This is a genomic window from Lutimonas vermicola, assembly GCF_038433205.1.
Classification (GTDB): Bacteria; Bacteroidota; Bacteroidia; order Flavobacteriales; family Flavobacteriaceae; genus Lutimonas; species Lutimonas vermicola.
In genome coordinates this window covers 778411-794068 of record NZ_JBCDNA010000003.1, presented here as the reverse complement: position 1 = coordinate 794068, position 15658 = coordinate 778411, and the positions used below count along the sequence as shown (strand labels likewise).

Here is a 15658-nt window from a genome sequence, read left to right as displayed (position 1 = left end):
GAAAAAGTCACCTTTCATCTCGAAAATGGTCAAAACCCCAAACGTAACATAGTCTTATGTCATTATTAAAAAACAGAGCAATTATTTTTATCATAATGATGCTTACTATTTCCTGCGATGATCATAAGAAAGCTTATTTAGAGCTGGAAGCTTCTTATAAAATTAATGTTTCAGAACCTTCGGGCTTATCAATTAATGATTCAGGTACACAATTATATACGGTTAGCGATAATACTTCAGTTGTTTATACCTTATCCCCAACAGGGGATGTGATCCAAACGATTGATTTTAAAGGATCTAATCTTGAGGGCGTTTCAACCTACACAAAAAATAAACTTTTACTGGCAGAGGAATCAAACAAAAAAATTGTTGTTTTGGACATGGTAACAGGAGAATCTTCAAAGCATAAAATCAAGTATAAAAACAAGGATAAGAATAGTGGGATCGAAGGTGTTACTTTTGATAACAACAGCAACACAATTTTTATTTTAAATGAAAAAGAACCGGGGAAATTAATCAGGCTGCAAAATGATTTTTCCGTTCTGTCAACACATGATCTTAATTTTGCTGCCGATTATTCTGGGATTTTTTATGAAAATTCTTCCAATCAGCTTTGGATTGTGAGCGACCAAAGTAAAACAGTTAACAAATGTACTTTAAGTGGTGAATTGATAGAATCTTTTAAAATCAAGGTAGCGCAACCTGAAGGCATTGCAGTTACAGACAACCATATTTACGTAGTTTGTGATGCAAGGGCCATGTTATATGTCTACAAAAAACCATAAGCTTATGGAACTTTAGAAGTTAAAGTTCCAGGAAAATTAAAATATCATTCGATTATTGAAGCCCTCATTATTTCGGCTCTAATTGTCTACCCTTCTGTTTTTATATCAGGGTTTTATTTTTTGTCGTATCTTTGACCAGCTTAAAAAAGATCTGAGGGGACTTTGTTTAAGCTACATACAATGCAAATTTATTATGTATCAACCCGAGTGAATCATCGCTCGGGTTTTTTTAATCATTATTGCGCTTTAGCATCTATTTTTAAATTTCTTCTTTATAAATATCTGTAGATGTGTCGATTATGTCATTCAGACACTGATCCTGCTCAAAACGATTCAATTAAATTCTTATATTGGTATACCTAAATTGAAGCAAAAGCGATTGACAGCAAGGAATATCGGCAACAGCTCCAATTCTCAGGGTTACGAAAATCAATAAAGGAAACAAAATTAAGATTAACATCAACTATTCGGGAAGGAAGCTGCCCATGCCCACTCCGCTCAAAACCGATGAAAAGAACCCTTTTATATATCATGCTTTTAGCATTTATCCCGAGCACGGTTTTAAGCCAGTCCCGGGATATATCTAAAGTAGATTCTATCGTTGGGCTGGCTATATCACTTTCTGAAGAAGCTCTTTTTGAGGCAAAATTTGAGGAAGCAAAAAAAGCAGTGGATTTGTTATATTTTGAAAATTTCACTAATTATAAACCTAAACATAAAATACTACTCACTATACAAGATATTCGTATTACCGGATTTATGAATATCGTTTTTGCCCGAAAAGCAAACAATCTTGAAAATTTTCAAAAATTGAAAAGCTTGTTGCCTTTTGCAAAGGATCTGGACGACTACAATGTTCTTGGTCAATATTTTCTTGCGCTTTCGATTGCATACAGATCTATAGGAAAATCAGACTCTTCCTCCATCTATCAAGAAAGAGCAATCTCAATTTTTGATAAAACCAGAAACTTCGAAGAAGTTGCCAAAATAAGAGCCGGTAATATTTCCAGGCATCACAACGAGTTGCTTCAAGAAGGCAAGAAACAAGAAATATTGGAGTTAATTCCAAAGTATAAGGAGGAAATAGCATACAGTAAGGTTCACAGTATGTATGCATTGTCATACAACACAAGGCACTTAGCACAGATATACCTTAGGCAGACATTTAATTATGAAGAAGCTTTACGCCTTTTCAATCTCTCATTGGGATTAAGAAATGAGCTTGGTTTTAAACCTTTTATTCCTGCTTCATATTCATCCCTTGGGGATGTTTATATAAAAATGGGTGCATATGATCAAGCTATCAAAATGTATACCCGATCTTTAGAAATTGCAAAAGACATAGGTTTTGTCCGGTATCAATTATACCCAAATTTACAAATGGGTGATATTTATATCGAAAAAAAGCAAGCCGACCAGGCTTTAGAATATTATTTGGAGGCTTTGAAACTCGCGACTGAAAATAATTATATTTATGGAATAGATCAGTCGATCGATAAGATCAGAAAAATGGACTTGACAAAAAAGTAAATGCCTTTAAAAAGCGTATTTAGCAGGTACGTATGTGTAATGAATACAAAGTCAAAAAATAAAATAAAAAAATTCGGGAGGGCCGCTGATCATTCCCGCACCGTTATAAATCCTTAAAAGCAATCAAATGAAATTCCTTAAACTTTTCGTCTTTATTCTGTTTTTTTCAAATTCCCAGGCCCAAGTGTCTAACCTTCTGTTAAAAAAGACTGTGATTTCTGATTTTTCCGGATATCCCATTTATGAGTACTTAACTGAAGTAAAAGAGGGTAAAACAGTATGGAAAGAAAAGTATGCTTATATAGACAGCATTGACGTTTATTCGATAACATATGTAAGCGACGGCCTAAAAATCAATGGCCTTTTAGTTAAACCCAAGGCTAATGGCAAGTATCCGGCTATTATCTATAATCGTGGTGGAAACAGGGATTTTGGCAAATTGGTTATGGCCAGTGGCTTATTGACTCTTGGCAAGATAGCCAATGAAGGATATGTTTTAATAGCGAGCCAATATAGGGGCAATGCAGGAGGTGAAGGCAAAGAAGAATTCGGAGGCATAGAAATAAATGACATTATCATTCTAAAAGATGTCTTAAACGAAATAGAGGAAGCAGATACTGAAAGAATTGGTATGTACGGCTGGAGCAGGGGTGGAATGATGACATATATTACTTTGACCAAAACAAATAATATAAAAGCCGCTGTGGTTGGCGGAGCACCTTCAAACCTTTTGGGCCTGATAAAGGATCGGCCCGAGATGGAAACCAATGTACTGGCAGAATTAATTCCAAATTACGAAGAAAACAAAGAAATTGAATTACATAACCGGTCGGCAATAATGTGGGCCGATAAATTCCCTAAAAATGTTCCGATACTTATGCTTCACGGGAATTCTGACTGGAGGGTAAAACCACAGGAAAGCTTAAATATGGCACTAGAATTTGAAAAATACAGGGTTCCTTACCGTCTTGTAATGTATGATGGCGGTGACCATGGGATTTCTGAACACAGAGAAGAGGTGAATGAACAAATCATCAGATGGTTTGATAAATATTTAAAGAACGACGCGCCAGTTCCAAACATGGAATATCACGGCCGATAAAGCGCAGCTTCCAAAACGTTGAATTTAATTCGATTCCTTAATGGCAATGATCACATAAAAGATAAACCGGTAAAAACATTTTAAGACTATGCAAAACAAAAGACTTATTATTATTTTACTCATTCCATCATTTCTATTGCTGATTCCATTAATTGCAATGCAGTTTACCGATGAAGTAAATTGGACAACATCAGATTTCATAATCGCCGGAGTTTTGCTATTCGGAGCCGGATTGATATCCGAAATGGTACTGAGAAAAATAAAGAACAATAACTACAAACTGGCTCTGTTGGCCCTTATTTTAATTATCCTGATTCTAATTTGGATAGAGCTGGCAGTCGGAATATTTGGAACCCCGTTTGCTGGAAATTAAACAGGATCATGAATGCATAACATTTTGGCATCAATACAGTTTTCAAATAAAGTGAGAAGAGGGTATTCTTTCCCGGTACTCCAGGGAACTCAGGAAGTAATGGACAAACTTGATGTTTACAAATATCCAACAGTCATGGTACTCAACCAAAATAGCGAAGTGGTCTATATGGGAGCACTTGAAGCTGTTGAGAAACAAATAGAAAAAATGTTGGAGTCGATAAAATAATGACACTGCTAATTGTCAAAATCCATACCTAACCTTTGCTTCAATCAATTTAAACTGAGGCAAGGATAAAGCTCTTTTTATCTGGAATTTATTATGTTTTATAAGGGTTTTACGATGTAAGGATATATCGAACATGTACATCATCACTACGTTCCGGCATCAGGTTTTTCTGTTATGAACCTCAACCTTTTTCACTACGTAACAGGTTGAATCAAGCGCATTATTTTAAAAGCGATTTTTTGGATGAATTAAAATTATTGTATCTTGAATCACAATAAAAATCATACATATGATAAGTAAACTGAGTAAAACAGATAAAATTTTATTGATCCTGGCTTTGGGAACTTTAATTTTTTCGGAACTGATGTGGTTTAAAGGAGAAAGAGATGGTGCCCTATTTGTAGGATTATGGGTTCCGTCAATTTTGGGGTTTGCCATTTTTTTAAAATTAATAAAAGATAAAAAATGATCGATTTAATACCATATGCTGCCGGAGTAGTGACTTTCGGTTTTGGAATTGCTTTTTACTTCTTTCTTGAAGAGGTAAAAAAAAGTGATTAAAACCATGCGACAACTCAAACATAAAATTTGAAAACCCGTGCCGGATAGAGGCATGGATATGTTCTGCGTTTTATCGCTTATCAGCTAAGGACTAGCATCCACGTCTGAATACATAACCCTGAATATTGAATCATACCTGTTAAAGATTAGAAATGAAGATCTGCTTTTTCTTTTGGAAAACTGCTTCTCAGGTGCTCACTTGCGAGGCGATCGGAAGTGAGGCGATCGGAAGTGAGGCGATCGGAAGTGAGGCGATCGGAAGTGAGGCGATGAGAAATGATACCTTCAGTCCATTCGATTCAAGATCTGATGGTCCCATGACCTAATTGTCTAATGATCTAATGATCATTGAGTTGAAAATCCCTTTCTTTACGTTCATTATACCTTGCATTTTCTTTGATAAGAATATCAATGTTTTCGCCAGGATTATTAAATTTATAAAACATTTAAAAAATGAGTAAAGTCATAACATTTGGAGAGATCATGCTGCGTTTGGCACCTCCCGGGTTTTTAAGGTTCTCACAAACAGACCAATTTGACGCCATTTATGGTGGTGGAGAATCGAATGTGGCTGTGTCGCTTGCTAATTATGGGATTTCAGTAGATTTTGTAACCCGCTTGCCGAAAAATGATATCGGAGCATGTGCCATGATGGAAATGCGAAAACGAGGCGTAGGCGTCGATAAAATCGTATACGGCGGGGAGCGCCTCGGTATCTATTTTTTAGAGACCGGAGCAGTATCAAGAGGATCCAAAGTAGTCTACGACAGGGCCCATTCTGCTATTGCCGAAATTGAATCAGGAATGATCGACTGGAACAAAGTGTTTGAAGGCGCAGAATGGTTTCACTGGACCGGTATTACCCCTGCCATTTCGCAAGGTGCGGCAGATGTCTGCCTGGAAGCAGTCAAAGCAGCCAGTAATTTAGGCATAACGATATCCACTGATTTAAATTACCGGGCCAAGTTATGGAAATACGGAGGGGACCGTGAGGCAATCATGACAGAACTTACCTCCTATTGTGATATCATTTTGGGCAATGAGGAAGACGCAGAAATGCACTTTGGCATTAAACCCGAGGGTCTGGATATTACCACACAGGGGCATGATGTAAAAGCAGAGGCTTTCTTGTCTGTGTGTCAACAAATGATGGAGAAATTCCCAAAAGCCAAAAAAGTAATAACGACCTTAAGGGGATCTATATCCGCTTCACACAATACCTGGGCGGGGGTTTTATATGACGGGAGCAAAATGTATGTATCGCGTCAATATCAAATCACTGATATTGTAGATCGCGTAGGCGGTGGCGATTCGTTTATGGGCGGCCTGATCTATGGCTTATTATCCTATCCTGATAATGACCAAAACGCTTTAGACTTTGCGGTTGCAGCCTCCTGTTTAAAACACACGATCAAAGGAGATGCAAACCTGGTAACGGTTGCTGAAGTAGAAAAATTAATGGGAGGTGATGCTTCAGGAAGGGTTGCGAGATAAAATATTGAATATTAGTTATTTTTGAATTTGTATTTAAAAAACCGTCAGGTGCCCCGTAGACAAAATGGTTTTATGCACTGAACAAAAAAAAGAAGAAAATGGCACAATACACTAGACTGGAAGTAGCACAGGTCATGAAGGAAACCGGATTGGTTCCTTTGTTTTTCAATAATGATGCTGAGCTAAGCAAAAAAGTTCTTAAAGCATGTTATAACGGAGGTGCCCGCTTGATGGAGTTCACTGCCCGGGGTGATTTTGCACATGAAGTTTTTGGTGAATTAACAAAATACGCCATCAAAGAACTCCCCGGGATGATCATGGGCGTCGGCTCTGTAACTGATGCAGGGGCGGCTTCTCTCTATATGGCCCTGGGCGCAAATTTTATCGTAACACCTGTCTTAAGGGAAGACATTGCCATAGTATGTAACAGACGAAAAGTGTTGTGGTCTCCAGGATGCGGAACCTTAACAGAAATTACAAGAGCCGAGGAACTGGGTTGTGAAATCGTGAAACTGTTCCCCGGTGACATCTACGGGCCCCAATTTGTCAAAGGCATAAAAGGGCCCCAGCCCTGGACAAGCATCATGCCCACAGGAGGCGTATCTCCTACCCTTGAAAATTTAACAGGATGGTTTGATGCCGGAGTGACCTGTGTTGGTATGGGTTCTCAATTGATTTCCAAAGAGCTTCTTGCCAATAAAGACTTTGTAAAACTGGAACACGATGTAAGATCAATACTGGCACTTATCAAAAAAATCAGAAAGTAACATCCATAAAAGATCACAAAAAAAAGAGATCAGACTTAATGACTAAGGGTTCTCTATGTTTATAGAAAGCCATTTTTCCAATGTCGCCGTAAACCTTTCTTTTTCTGTGTCGGTCATTTCGGTGATCCGGGCATTACCGTGGTGTTTCCCTTTGAGAAAAAACCATTCTGAATCTCCCTTTTCACTTTGCGGGACAGCAGTTGCAGACCAGGTATCTATGGCACCATTGATATAGGCCATTCGGTCTACTCCTTTTTCGAGCCAGTTATTGACGTCTTTTAAAAGCTGCCCGTCAAATTCAACCTCCATTTTATTCGGCACAAAGGTGGCTTGAGGATTCTCGTCATTTGGAAGCGCCACTAGAAATCCTTCAAATTTACTTGTCTCGTATCCATAATAACCCATTTCCTGAGCAGACTGGTAATAATGTGAACCATATTTTTTGATCTGTTCATCTCCAAAAAAGGCAATATCGGAAACAGAAAGAAGGTAGGTCACCATCTGTGCCGTCGAAGCGTTTTCATCCGGAATCGCAGAACAATCCTTGCCATACTGCCAAAATGAAAAAGGATATTCCAGGACGGTATATTCAAAAGCCTCCTCAAAAGTATGGTAGGTATAATTTACTTTGGCCCCTAAACTATAAAACTTTAAGAGCGGCAGTGCCTGATCCCTGTCAGACAGGATTCGCTCTTGAAATGCCCTTATTTTCCCCCTGCACTCATCCGAGCCAATTGTTTCCAGGAAACTGTACAATCTTTGATCCTCCAATTCCCTGTTGATCGGAGCCACGTAGGGTACGCTCACATCAACATCATCCGGATAGAAGTAACGGTAGTAAATGGTCGTTGCCCCTCCTTTGGAAATTCCGGTGCTCACCCATTTCCCGGCATAAAGCCTTTCAAAAAGTTGTTTGATATGGTGCAGGTCGGCAGTGGCCTGTTTTAAGTTCAGGTAGTCATAATCCAATGAATCGGGCAGGCTTTCTCCAAAAAACCGATGCTCCACATCGATCTGGTTTGCGCCTATAAAATCTGTGAGTTCATAAATCCTGTTTTCATCCCTGTCGTATCCTTCGGTTATAAGTACAGTGGGCCTGTCAAACCCTTTGTGGGTTAAAAACGCCTTTTGATAAAAAAACCCTTTTGAAGAATCTTCATGGTCTAAAGGTTGTTTGATCTTTAATTCATAGGTTGCCTGATAACCTTTGGCCGGCTCCAGCTTTGCGAAAATCACATCGGGAAGTTCAAACAACAGGGTATCGAGGTTTTCGACCTGTGCATTTGAAATAAAAAAGCTTATAAAAAAAAGCAGTACAGAAAAAGTATATCTATTCATCATAAGGAAGTATTCATGATTTTACCCGTTCAGGCGGGTTTGTAAAGATAATAATTCACTTGAAAAAATTCTCCGATCCTTTACCTAATTGTTTAACCGGTTTTAGAGAAAAGACATACCCAAAAAAACAGCCCCTGAAAAGGGGCTGTGGTGTAAAGAGGGGAAAATGGTTTTGCCAGGCTGATGTTCCTTTTAAATAATCTTTAGCTGCCTGCAGAACATCAACAGGTCAACTATGTTCTGGCAGTTGCATTTACCGAAAATATTCTTGCGGTGTGTGGCAATCGTGTGGTGGCTTACAAATAATTTCTCTGCGATCTCTTTATTCGAACCTCCTTTTTGAATTTCCCTGATTACTTCGATCTCTCTTTTTGTAAAAGGGTTTTCAAAGGCTTTGGATATTTTGCCTTGAATAAATTCATCATCCACATTATTTGAGCGTACCGACCAGCTCACAGGGGTCTGTATATTTAAATAAGAGATATCGGTTAACCGGGTAAACGATTTTAAAAGGTTTCCCTGATCATCCTGCTCGTATACCGATGACTGGCTCAGTAAATGAATATAGCTCCCGTCTTTTCGCTTTCTTCGGTAAGTCATGCTCAATTGCAGGTCAGGATCTTTTGTAAATGAATTTACGGCACTTGCGATCACTGACTTGATGACCTGACTCACCATAACGGCATCCTCATGGTGATAGCCTTTAAAGACAAAGTCAAAATCTACCTCAGCATCTTTATATCCCAGCAATTGATCAAATCCTTTTTTAAACAACAATCGCTTTGCCTTATAATCTGTGATAAAATGGCATTCCCCTGGCAATAAATGAAGTTCCCCGGGCAAGGCTGCTTCTGTTTGGCCCTGATCCGGAACACCAGACAACATACCGGTAACCTTTTCAAAAAAAGCTTCCATCTCCAAAGTATCGATATTGTCGATCAGTGCATCGCGATGTCTATTAAAATGACCTTTCATAAGGGGCTTTATTATACATGTAAAATTAAACCGTATATTTGGATTGATTATATCCTCGCATAATAATGAGATTATTTTTTTTTACCATATTTATAAGCCTTAACGTATTTTCACAAAAAATTTACCTGGGGGATATGACCGGTTATAAAAATTCATCTCTCGATACTCTCAGGCAAGAATTTCACGTGTATTTAGATGATCGTATCTTGACCATCGACCTATTTAATTTTGAAAAACGAACAGCCCCCCTTATCTATGAAGAAGGTCTTAGTCCGGGTAACGATTACCTGACTTTAAGCCCTGTTTGGATGTCAAACAACATTTATTTTGTTAGTGGTAGTGGTGGCATGGTGTATTCCGTACAAAATGATACCGTTAAACGAATTGATAATTCCTTTGATCACGGCATGCAATACGGGGCCCCCATTTTTGAGCATGAGGGTACACTTTTTAAATACGGGGGTTATGGCTTTTGGTCAAATCGCGATTTTTTTACGTATTTTGATATGAATCAAAATGAATGGGAAGTCTACCACCCTATTGAATCTAAAGTAGTCCCTCAAGGAATAGGCTATCCCTATGTTATCAAAGACAAGAATCTCTTTCATGTTTTTGGCGGGAGCACAGTAAACCCAAATAATCGCAGGGAACAACTGAGTAACAATGAGCTCTGGGCATTTGATTTTAAAACCACTACATGGAATTTTCTGGGTAAACACGAGGAGATCGAACAGTTTCCTAAATCGATTCCATACCGCAATAAACTGGTTTTGGTCAATAACAACCATATCACTGTGATTGACATAGAGCGCAATACCAAAACAGTCTATCTGCATAGTCCCATAACAGCCCAGATTAATGGAATTCGCTATATAAGTTATGCCGGTGGACGGTTTTATATGTTTCTTGCCAACAGTACCGGCGCATATCTGTATATCGTTCAAGAGGCAGATTTTTTTGGGAAAACCATTGAACAGACAAATTTTTACAAAAACCAGGCCTACTGGCTGAAGCATGGAGGTGTTTTTTTTCTGGTCATGCTTTTTATCATAATGATTTTCTGGCTGCTCAAAAAATATTCTTTGAGCAGGAACAAGATCAAACTGCTTGATAACGGGCTTCGCTACCACCTTAAATTTACAGAGTTTGACCAGGAATCCATGGCGATTATCAGGCTGCTGCTAAATGAAAAAGAGGTTTCGTCGAGCAAGATCCTGCAAATCGTCGAAAAACCACAATACAGCCCGACCCATAACGAGCGTATCAAAGTACAAAAGATTAAAGACATCAACATAAAAATTGGCGTCTTACTGCGCTCAAAAGAAGATATGATCACGAGTTTTAAATCTTCTCAAGACCGCAGAATCCGTCTTTATAAAATTCACAGAGAAAACTTTGATATAAAAGGAATTCGAAAGCGAAAAAAAACCTGAGCCTTGTTTTTTAATTTTTTTTAGTATCTTAAACCTTCATTAAAACTAATAAGATGCACCTGCCCTACAGACTCGAAATCGCCCTTGAAAAACTGTATACTGCGTTTTACAATGACCAGTTGGATCCTGAAGATTGTTGTCATTGTGCCGTTGGAAATATTTGTGATCGCATTGACAGCTGGAAACACTTTACTGATATTCACGGCTCGGTCAAACTAAACTATTTGGGTCGCTTACATGAAACTTTAGGTAAAAGGATCAATGGGTATTCCCCTCTGGAATTGTTAAGTATTGAAGAGGTGTTTTTAAAAGCCTGCGGTTACCGGCTTACTTCCAGAAATCACTTGCTCAAACCCGCCCCGGTCATCGATAAAGAAATGATGTTTAAGGGCCTTTGTGCTGCCATTGACTATCTCTGCGGCCTCGACGGCGTTGATAATGTGATGGAATTGTATCAGCGCTTTGATTTTAAAGTTAATAGCTCGGAAAAAGTGGCGAGTCACGATGGTTGAATGAATATCGAATCTTAACTCATCACCCCGCACGTGAGGCGATCACTTCCGAGGCGCTCACTTCCGAGGTGCTCACTTCCGAGGTGATGAGCTATCCATCTCCCTTCTCCCTTCTCCCTTCTCCCTTCTCCCTTCTCACTTCTCACTTCTCACTTCTCACTTCTCACTTCTCACTTTCAACAAAGCATTTTGCTCCTCCATCAGATCAGTCAATTTACTTAGCAACTCTATATTCTTGGGCGTTTCTACAGTTGCATCTGTGGTGTCTTCTGCTTTTTTGATGAGACGGTTCATAAACTTAACCACGATAAAAATGGTAAAGCCAATGATAAAAAAATCGATGGCCGCTTCGAACAAAGCCCCGTAACCAATGGCTACCTCTTCCTTGGTAACTGAACCATCAGCGGCAATGATAGCATCTTTTAAGACGATCCGCTTATCGCCCATGTTCGTATTACCCGAAAGCAAGGATAAAGGTGGTAACAAAACCTTTTTGACCAAGACATCAATTACTTTATTGAAGGCTGCTCCGATAATGATACCTATGGCCATATCCATCATATTCCCTTTAACCGCGAAATCCTTAAACTCTTTAAATAGCTTCATGATATGTTATTTTTAAGCCGGTAAAGATATTTGTAAAAAGCTTTGGTTCAAAAACAAGTTTGATTTTTCAAAAGTTTTTATAATTCGGTATCTTTAAACCTCAATATCCTTTTCTTATGGAGCTACAGTCTCTTTATCAAAAAGCCATTGCCTTTGCCGGTGAAAAGCACCGAGATCAAAAAGTTCCGGGTACGCAAAGCAGCTATTTGCTGCACTTGTCGAACGTAGCCATGGAAACGATGATTGCAGCCCGGCATACAGATCATTTTGACCTGGGTTTTGCCGTTCAGGTGGCACTGCTGCACGATGTGCTCGAAGATACCAACACTACTTTTGACGAACTGCAGGCCGCATTCGGTAAAAAAATTGCCGATGCCGTCTTGGCCCTTTCCAAAAATGAAGCCCTCGAACCCGAGGCGCAAATTCCTGATAGCCTTGAACGGATAAAATTACAGCCCAAAGAAGTATGGGCCGTAAAACTGGCCGACAGGACGTCTAATATGCAGCCTCCTCCTGCTCATTGGGATAACAATAAAAGAATCGGCTATCTGCTTATGGCCTGTGTGATCTTGTCGATGCTTAAAGGTGGGAACCACTATCTTGAGAAAAGGCTGGAAGAAAAGATACTGGCTTATGAGCAGTATATCGAAACAGCATAAAACTGAACAAGTCAACCAATTTTTGCTTTAATTCCTGTACGATAAGAATTTTTCCGGATATATTGATGTCAGTATTTAAAGGCTAGTTGTTTTTTTCTCCCCATAACACTGCCCTGAAATTGAAAGAATTATTTTTAATTTTATACGTAACATTTTCTCAGTAAAAGCGTCAGGTTAATGAACAGATTTTTTGGTCTAAAAACAGCCCAACCATGACCAGCCTTATCAAAACCAAAAGAATTATCAGTATAGATGCATTGAGAGGTTTCGCCCTTGCCGGAGTCGTCCTCGTGCATATGATTGAACAATATATGGCCGGGCCTGCACCCGAAGGTTTTATGGAAGGGGTAAACGGCCTTCCCGACCAGATTGTACAGGGACTGTTGCAACTCTTTTTCGCGGGTAAGTTCTTTGCCTTGTTTTCTATTATTTTCGGATTGAGTTTTGCCATTCAAATGCATTCAGCCGAGGAAAAAAATATAAAATTCGGAGGCCGGTTCATTTGGAGAGCCGTGCTCCTTTTTGTGATAGGCTATGTCCATCAGCTATTTTATCGAGGTGACATTCTCACCATCTATGCTGTTTTGGCTCCTTTCCTTATTCCTTTTTACAAGGTTCCTGCCAAATGGATACTGATCACGGCCGGATTGATTTTCCTGGGTATTCCCAGGTTCATCGCCTTTTATATTTTCGGCGGAGAGAGCATCACAGGGATACACCCTATGATGGATACCAATAATGAGCAGGTCCTGACCTATTTTGACAGCATTCAAAATGGTAGCCTGATTGAGGTATTCAAATCCAATGCCGTTTATGGAATGCTGACTAAAATCGATTTTCAAATGTCGATATTTGGACGGTTCTACTATACATTCGGTTACTTTTTAATTGGCCTGTGGCTGGGCAAAACAGGTGTTTTTAAGGATATCGCCGGCCATGCCAAAAAGATCAAAAACATTATGTTATGGGCCATTGCAGGCTTGCTGGTTTCGGTGGTGATCACCTTCGCTACGTTTGCCACCATTGCCCAGCCCGTTGATAATGCCTCTTTGCATTTTACATTTGGTATGAACTTTATGGACTGGATCAATATCTCCATGTCGACCATTATTTTATGTGGCTTCCTTTTATTGTTCCAAAGGGATATCTGGGAAAAAAGATTGACTTTTTTTGCTCCCTATGGCAGGATGGCACTTACCAATTATGTCCTGCAATCAGTGATAGGTACCTTTATCTTTTTTGGATGGGGCCTGGGCTATCTGGGACAAATTCGATATTCCTATCTGTTTTTGATGGGGCTGCTGATAATAGCCCTTCAAAGCCTGCTGAGCAAATACTGGCTCAAAAGGTTTAAATACGGTCCGCTTGAATGGCTCTGGCGCAGTGCCACCTATATGAAATGGCAACCATTCCTCAGGACAGAACAATAAGCAAATGCCTCTGATGCCATGGCTTAACCAATGTCCTGCAATAACTTAGATCATTGAAGATCATGGTTAATTTGAATACATTTGTGACAATTTAATATTAAATTTATAGATAACATTCTTTTACATTTGAATGTGCCTTTAAAAGAATAACACAAAAAGTATTTACAATGAAAAAGTTGATTGCCTTAAGCGCCATTGTACTCATGTTTATTGCTTCCTGCGATTCAAAAAAAGGATCGGCAAAAATTTCTGATCAGATAAGGATTAATCAAATTGGATTTTATCCCTCATCAGCAAAACAATTCACCCTGGTAGATACCAAAGCCAGCAGCTTTAAAGTAGTAGACGGCTATAAAAATAAAGTGTATTCGGGTGAACTTATAGACCTGGGCACCTGGGAAGCTTCAGGTGAAAAAGTGATGTTGGGCGATTTTTCTTCGTTTACTGCTCCCGGGGCTTATTATGTTGTGATTAACGACACCATTGCCTCATATCCATTTAAAATTAAAAAAGAATTGTATCTGCCTGCCTTGAAAGCGGCTATCAAAAGTTACTATTTTCAAAGGGCTTCCATGGCTATTGAAGAGGAATATGGCGGAGAATACGCAAGAGCAGCAGGCCATCCTGATGACGAATGCCTGTTTCATCCCTCAACCGGCAAAAGTAAGGGGACGCTTAATTCCAAAGGAGGGTGGTACGATGCAGGAGATTACGGAAAATATATCGTCAATGCCTCCCTGTCAGTGGGTCAGATGCTTTTGATCCTTGAACAATATCCTAAAATGATGACAAACATTGGCCTTAATATTCCCGAAACGGGTAATGGAATCATCGATCTATGGGATGAATTGAGGTATGAACTTGACTGGATACAAACCATGCAGGATGACGATGGCGGCGTTTATTTTAAACTGACTGCCAAAGGATTCAGTGGATTTATAATGCCCGGGGATTATGATCTTGATCGCTATATCATTGGGAAAAGTACTGCTTCCACGCTCGATTTTGCCGCTGTTCTGGCACAGGCCTCCAGGTTGTACAAAGAGATCGACCCTGAATGGTCTGAAAAAGCGCTGGATGCTTCTGAAAAGGCGTGGGCATGGGCAGAAAAAAACGATAATATTGCCTTTAAAAACCCTGAAGACGTAAGTACCGGCGAGTATGGAGATAATGAATTCTCAGATGATTTTTTCTGGGCTGCTTCAGAATTGTATTTGGCTACAAAAAAAGACACCTACAGCAATGCCATGAAGAAGTATGAGCAGGAATACAAGCATCAGCTGGCAGACAGCTGGAAGAATTTTGTTCGCAACGTTGGCTTCCACTCTTTACTCGAAAATAAAGATGAGCTGGATGCCGAATTCGCAAATTCTCTTATTCAAGGACATAAGGCCCTAGCCAATGAGATCCTCCAAAAAATAGACCGGCACCCCTATCGTATTGCCCTGGATGATTTCGAATGGGGTTCTAACAGCGATATACTTAACCAGGCATATATTTTATGTGTCGCCCATAGGTTAACAGGTGATGAAAAATACCTTTTGGGCGCCGAACAAATTAGTGATTATATCTTTGGGAAAAATGCAACAGGATATTGCTTCCTTACTGGCTTTGGGTCTAAAAAGGTCATGTTTCCGCATCACCGCCCAAGTGGAGCCGATAGCATACCCGATCCTGTTCCCGGGTTTATAGCAGGAGGACCAAACAACGACAGGCAGGATGCACATGAAGTGACCTACCAGTCTGAATTTCCTGCCAAAGCCTATATGGATGTCGAGGCTAGTTTCGCATCTAATGAAGTATGCATCAACTGGAATGCTCCCGCAGTTTATGTATTGGCTTACTTGCAACAAGTTCGCAACTAA

17 protein-coding genes are annotated in these 15658 nt (G+C 39.5%); 14 read left to right on the top strand and 3 right to left on the bottom strand.

Going from position 1 to position 15658, the window contains the following annotated elements; genetic code table 11:
* The first annotated feature begins 56 nt into the window (after positions 1 to 56).
* The 9 genes from AABB81_RS15545 (at position 57) to AABB81_RS15505 (ending at position 6840) form a co-directional block, all read left to right on the top strand.
* On the top strand, positions 57 to 785 hold the full coding sequence (locus AABB81_RS15545) for an SdiA-regulated domain-containing protein (protein ID WP_342161485.1): 729 nt from the start codon (positions 57 to 59) through the stop codon (positions 783 to 785).
* A 507-nt stretch (positions 786 to 1292) separates the two neighbouring features.
* Positions 1293 to 2315 carry a tetratricopeptide repeat protein gene (locus AABB81_RS15540; protein WP_342161484.1) on the top strand — a complete coding sequence of 341 codons (1023 nt, stop codon included), beginning with the start codon at positions 1293 to 1295 and terminating at the stop codon, positions 2313 to 2315.
* A gap of 127 nt (positions 2316 to 2442) precedes the next feature.
* Positions 2443 to 3417 (top strand): alpha/beta hydrolase family protein, encoded by a 975-nt coding sequence (locus tag AABB81_RS15535; RefSeq protein ID WP_342161483.1) that lies wholly within the window; start codon positions 2443 to 2445, stop codon positions 3415 to 3417.
* Between the two features lie 88 nt (positions 3418 to 3505).
* Entirely contained in the window at positions 3506 to 3790 is a 285-nt protein-coding gene (locus AABB81_RS15530) for a hypothetical protein (protein WP_342161481.1), read from the top strand.
* A 12-nt stretch (positions 3791 to 3802) separates the two neighbouring features.
* Positions 3803 to 4018, top strand: coding sequence for a TlpA family protein disulfide reductase (locus tag AABB81_RS15525; RefSeq protein ID WP_342161480.1), 216 nt, complete (start codon positions 3803 to 3805; stop codon positions 4016 to 4018).
* A gap of 289 nt (positions 4019 to 4307) precedes the next feature.
* Positions 4308 to 4487 (top strand): hypothetical protein, encoded by a 180-nt coding sequence (locus AABB81_RS15520; protein WP_342161479.1) that lies wholly within the window; start codon positions 4308 to 4310, stop codon positions 4485 to 4487.
* 244 nt (positions 4488 to 4731) lie between these two features.
* Positions 4732 to 4905, top strand: coding sequence for a hypothetical protein (locus AABB81_RS15515; RefSeq protein WP_342161478.1), 174 nt, complete (start codon positions 4732 to 4734; stop codon positions 4903 to 4905).
* A gap of 127 nt (positions 4906 to 5032) precedes the next feature.
* Positions 5033 to 6073 (top strand): PfkB family carbohydrate kinase, encoded by a 1041-nt coding sequence (locus AABB81_RS15510; protein WP_342161477.1) that lies wholly within the window; start codon positions 5033 to 5035, stop codon positions 6071 to 6073.
* Between the two features lie 98 nt (positions 6074 to 6171).
* Positions 6172 to 6840 carry a bifunctional 4-hydroxy-2-oxoglutarate aldolase/2-dehydro-3-deoxy-phosphogluconate aldolase gene (locus tag AABB81_RS15505; RefSeq protein ID WP_342161476.1) on the top strand — a complete coding sequence of 223 codons (669 nt, stop codon included), beginning with the start codon at positions 6172 to 6174 and terminating at the stop codon, positions 6838 to 6840.
* A gap of 42 nt (positions 6841 to 6882) precedes the next feature.
* Here AABB81_RS15505 and AABB81_RS15500 read toward each other — a convergent pair whose 3' ends face one another.
* Positions 6883 to 8181, bottom strand: coding sequence for a S28 family serine protease (locus AABB81_RS15500; protein WP_342161475.1), 1299 nt, complete (start codon positions 8179 to 8181; stop codon positions 6883 to 6885).
* Positions 8182 to 8370: 189 nt separating this feature from the next.
* A complete protein-coding gene (locus AABB81_RS15495; protein ID WP_342161474.1) occupies positions 8371 to 9153 on the bottom strand; it encodes a LuxR C-terminal-related transcriptional regulator in 783 nt (260 codons plus the stop codon).
* Between the two features lie 134 nt (positions 9154 to 9287).
* Between AABB81_RS15495 and AABB81_RS15490 the strand changes: the two genes are divergently transcribed.
* On the top strand, positions 9288 to 10586 hold the full coding sequence (locus tag AABB81_RS15490; RefSeq protein WP_342161473.1) for a hypothetical protein: 1299 nt from the start codon (positions 9288 to 9290) through the stop codon (positions 10584 to 10586).
* A 53-nt stretch (positions 10587 to 10639) separates the two neighbouring features.
* A complete protein-coding gene (locus AABB81_RS15485; protein WP_342161472.1) occupies positions 10640 to 11098 on the top strand; it encodes a Na(+)-translocating NADH-quinone reductase subunit F in 459 nt (152 codons plus the stop codon).
* A gap of 156 nt (positions 11099 to 11254) precedes the next feature.
* Here AABB81_RS15485 and mscL read toward each other — a convergent pair whose 3' ends face one another.
* Positions 11255 to 11704 (bottom strand): large conductance mechanosensitive channel protein MscL, encoded by a 450-nt coding sequence (gene mscL, locus AABB81_RS15480; RefSeq protein WP_342161471.1) that lies wholly within the window; start codon positions 11702 to 11704, stop codon positions 11255 to 11257.
* A 116-nt stretch (positions 11705 to 11820) separates the two neighbouring features.
* On the opposite strand from mscL, the gene AABB81_RS15475 reads away from it, so the two are divergent.
* The 3 genes from AABB81_RS15475 (at position 11821) to AABB81_RS15465 (ending at position 15658) form a co-directional block, all read left to right on the top strand.
* The gene (locus AABB81_RS15475; RefSeq protein WP_342161470.1) at positions 11821 to 12363 is read left to right on the top strand and encodes an HD domain-containing protein; all 543 of its coding nucleotides are present in this window, start codon (positions 11821 to 11823) and stop codon (positions 12361 to 12363) included.
* A 212-nt stretch (positions 12364 to 12575) separates the two neighbouring features.
* Positions 12576 to 13793 carry a DUF418 domain-containing protein gene (locus tag AABB81_RS15470; protein ID WP_342161469.1) on the top strand — a complete coding sequence of 406 codons (1218 nt, stop codon included), beginning with the start codon at positions 12576 to 12578 and terminating at the stop codon, positions 13791 to 13793.
* Positions 13794 to 13960: 167 nt separating this feature from the next.
* Entirely contained in the window at positions 13961 to 15658 is a 1698-nt protein-coding gene (locus tag AABB81_RS15465) for a glycoside hydrolase family 9 protein (RefSeq protein WP_342161468.1), read from the top strand.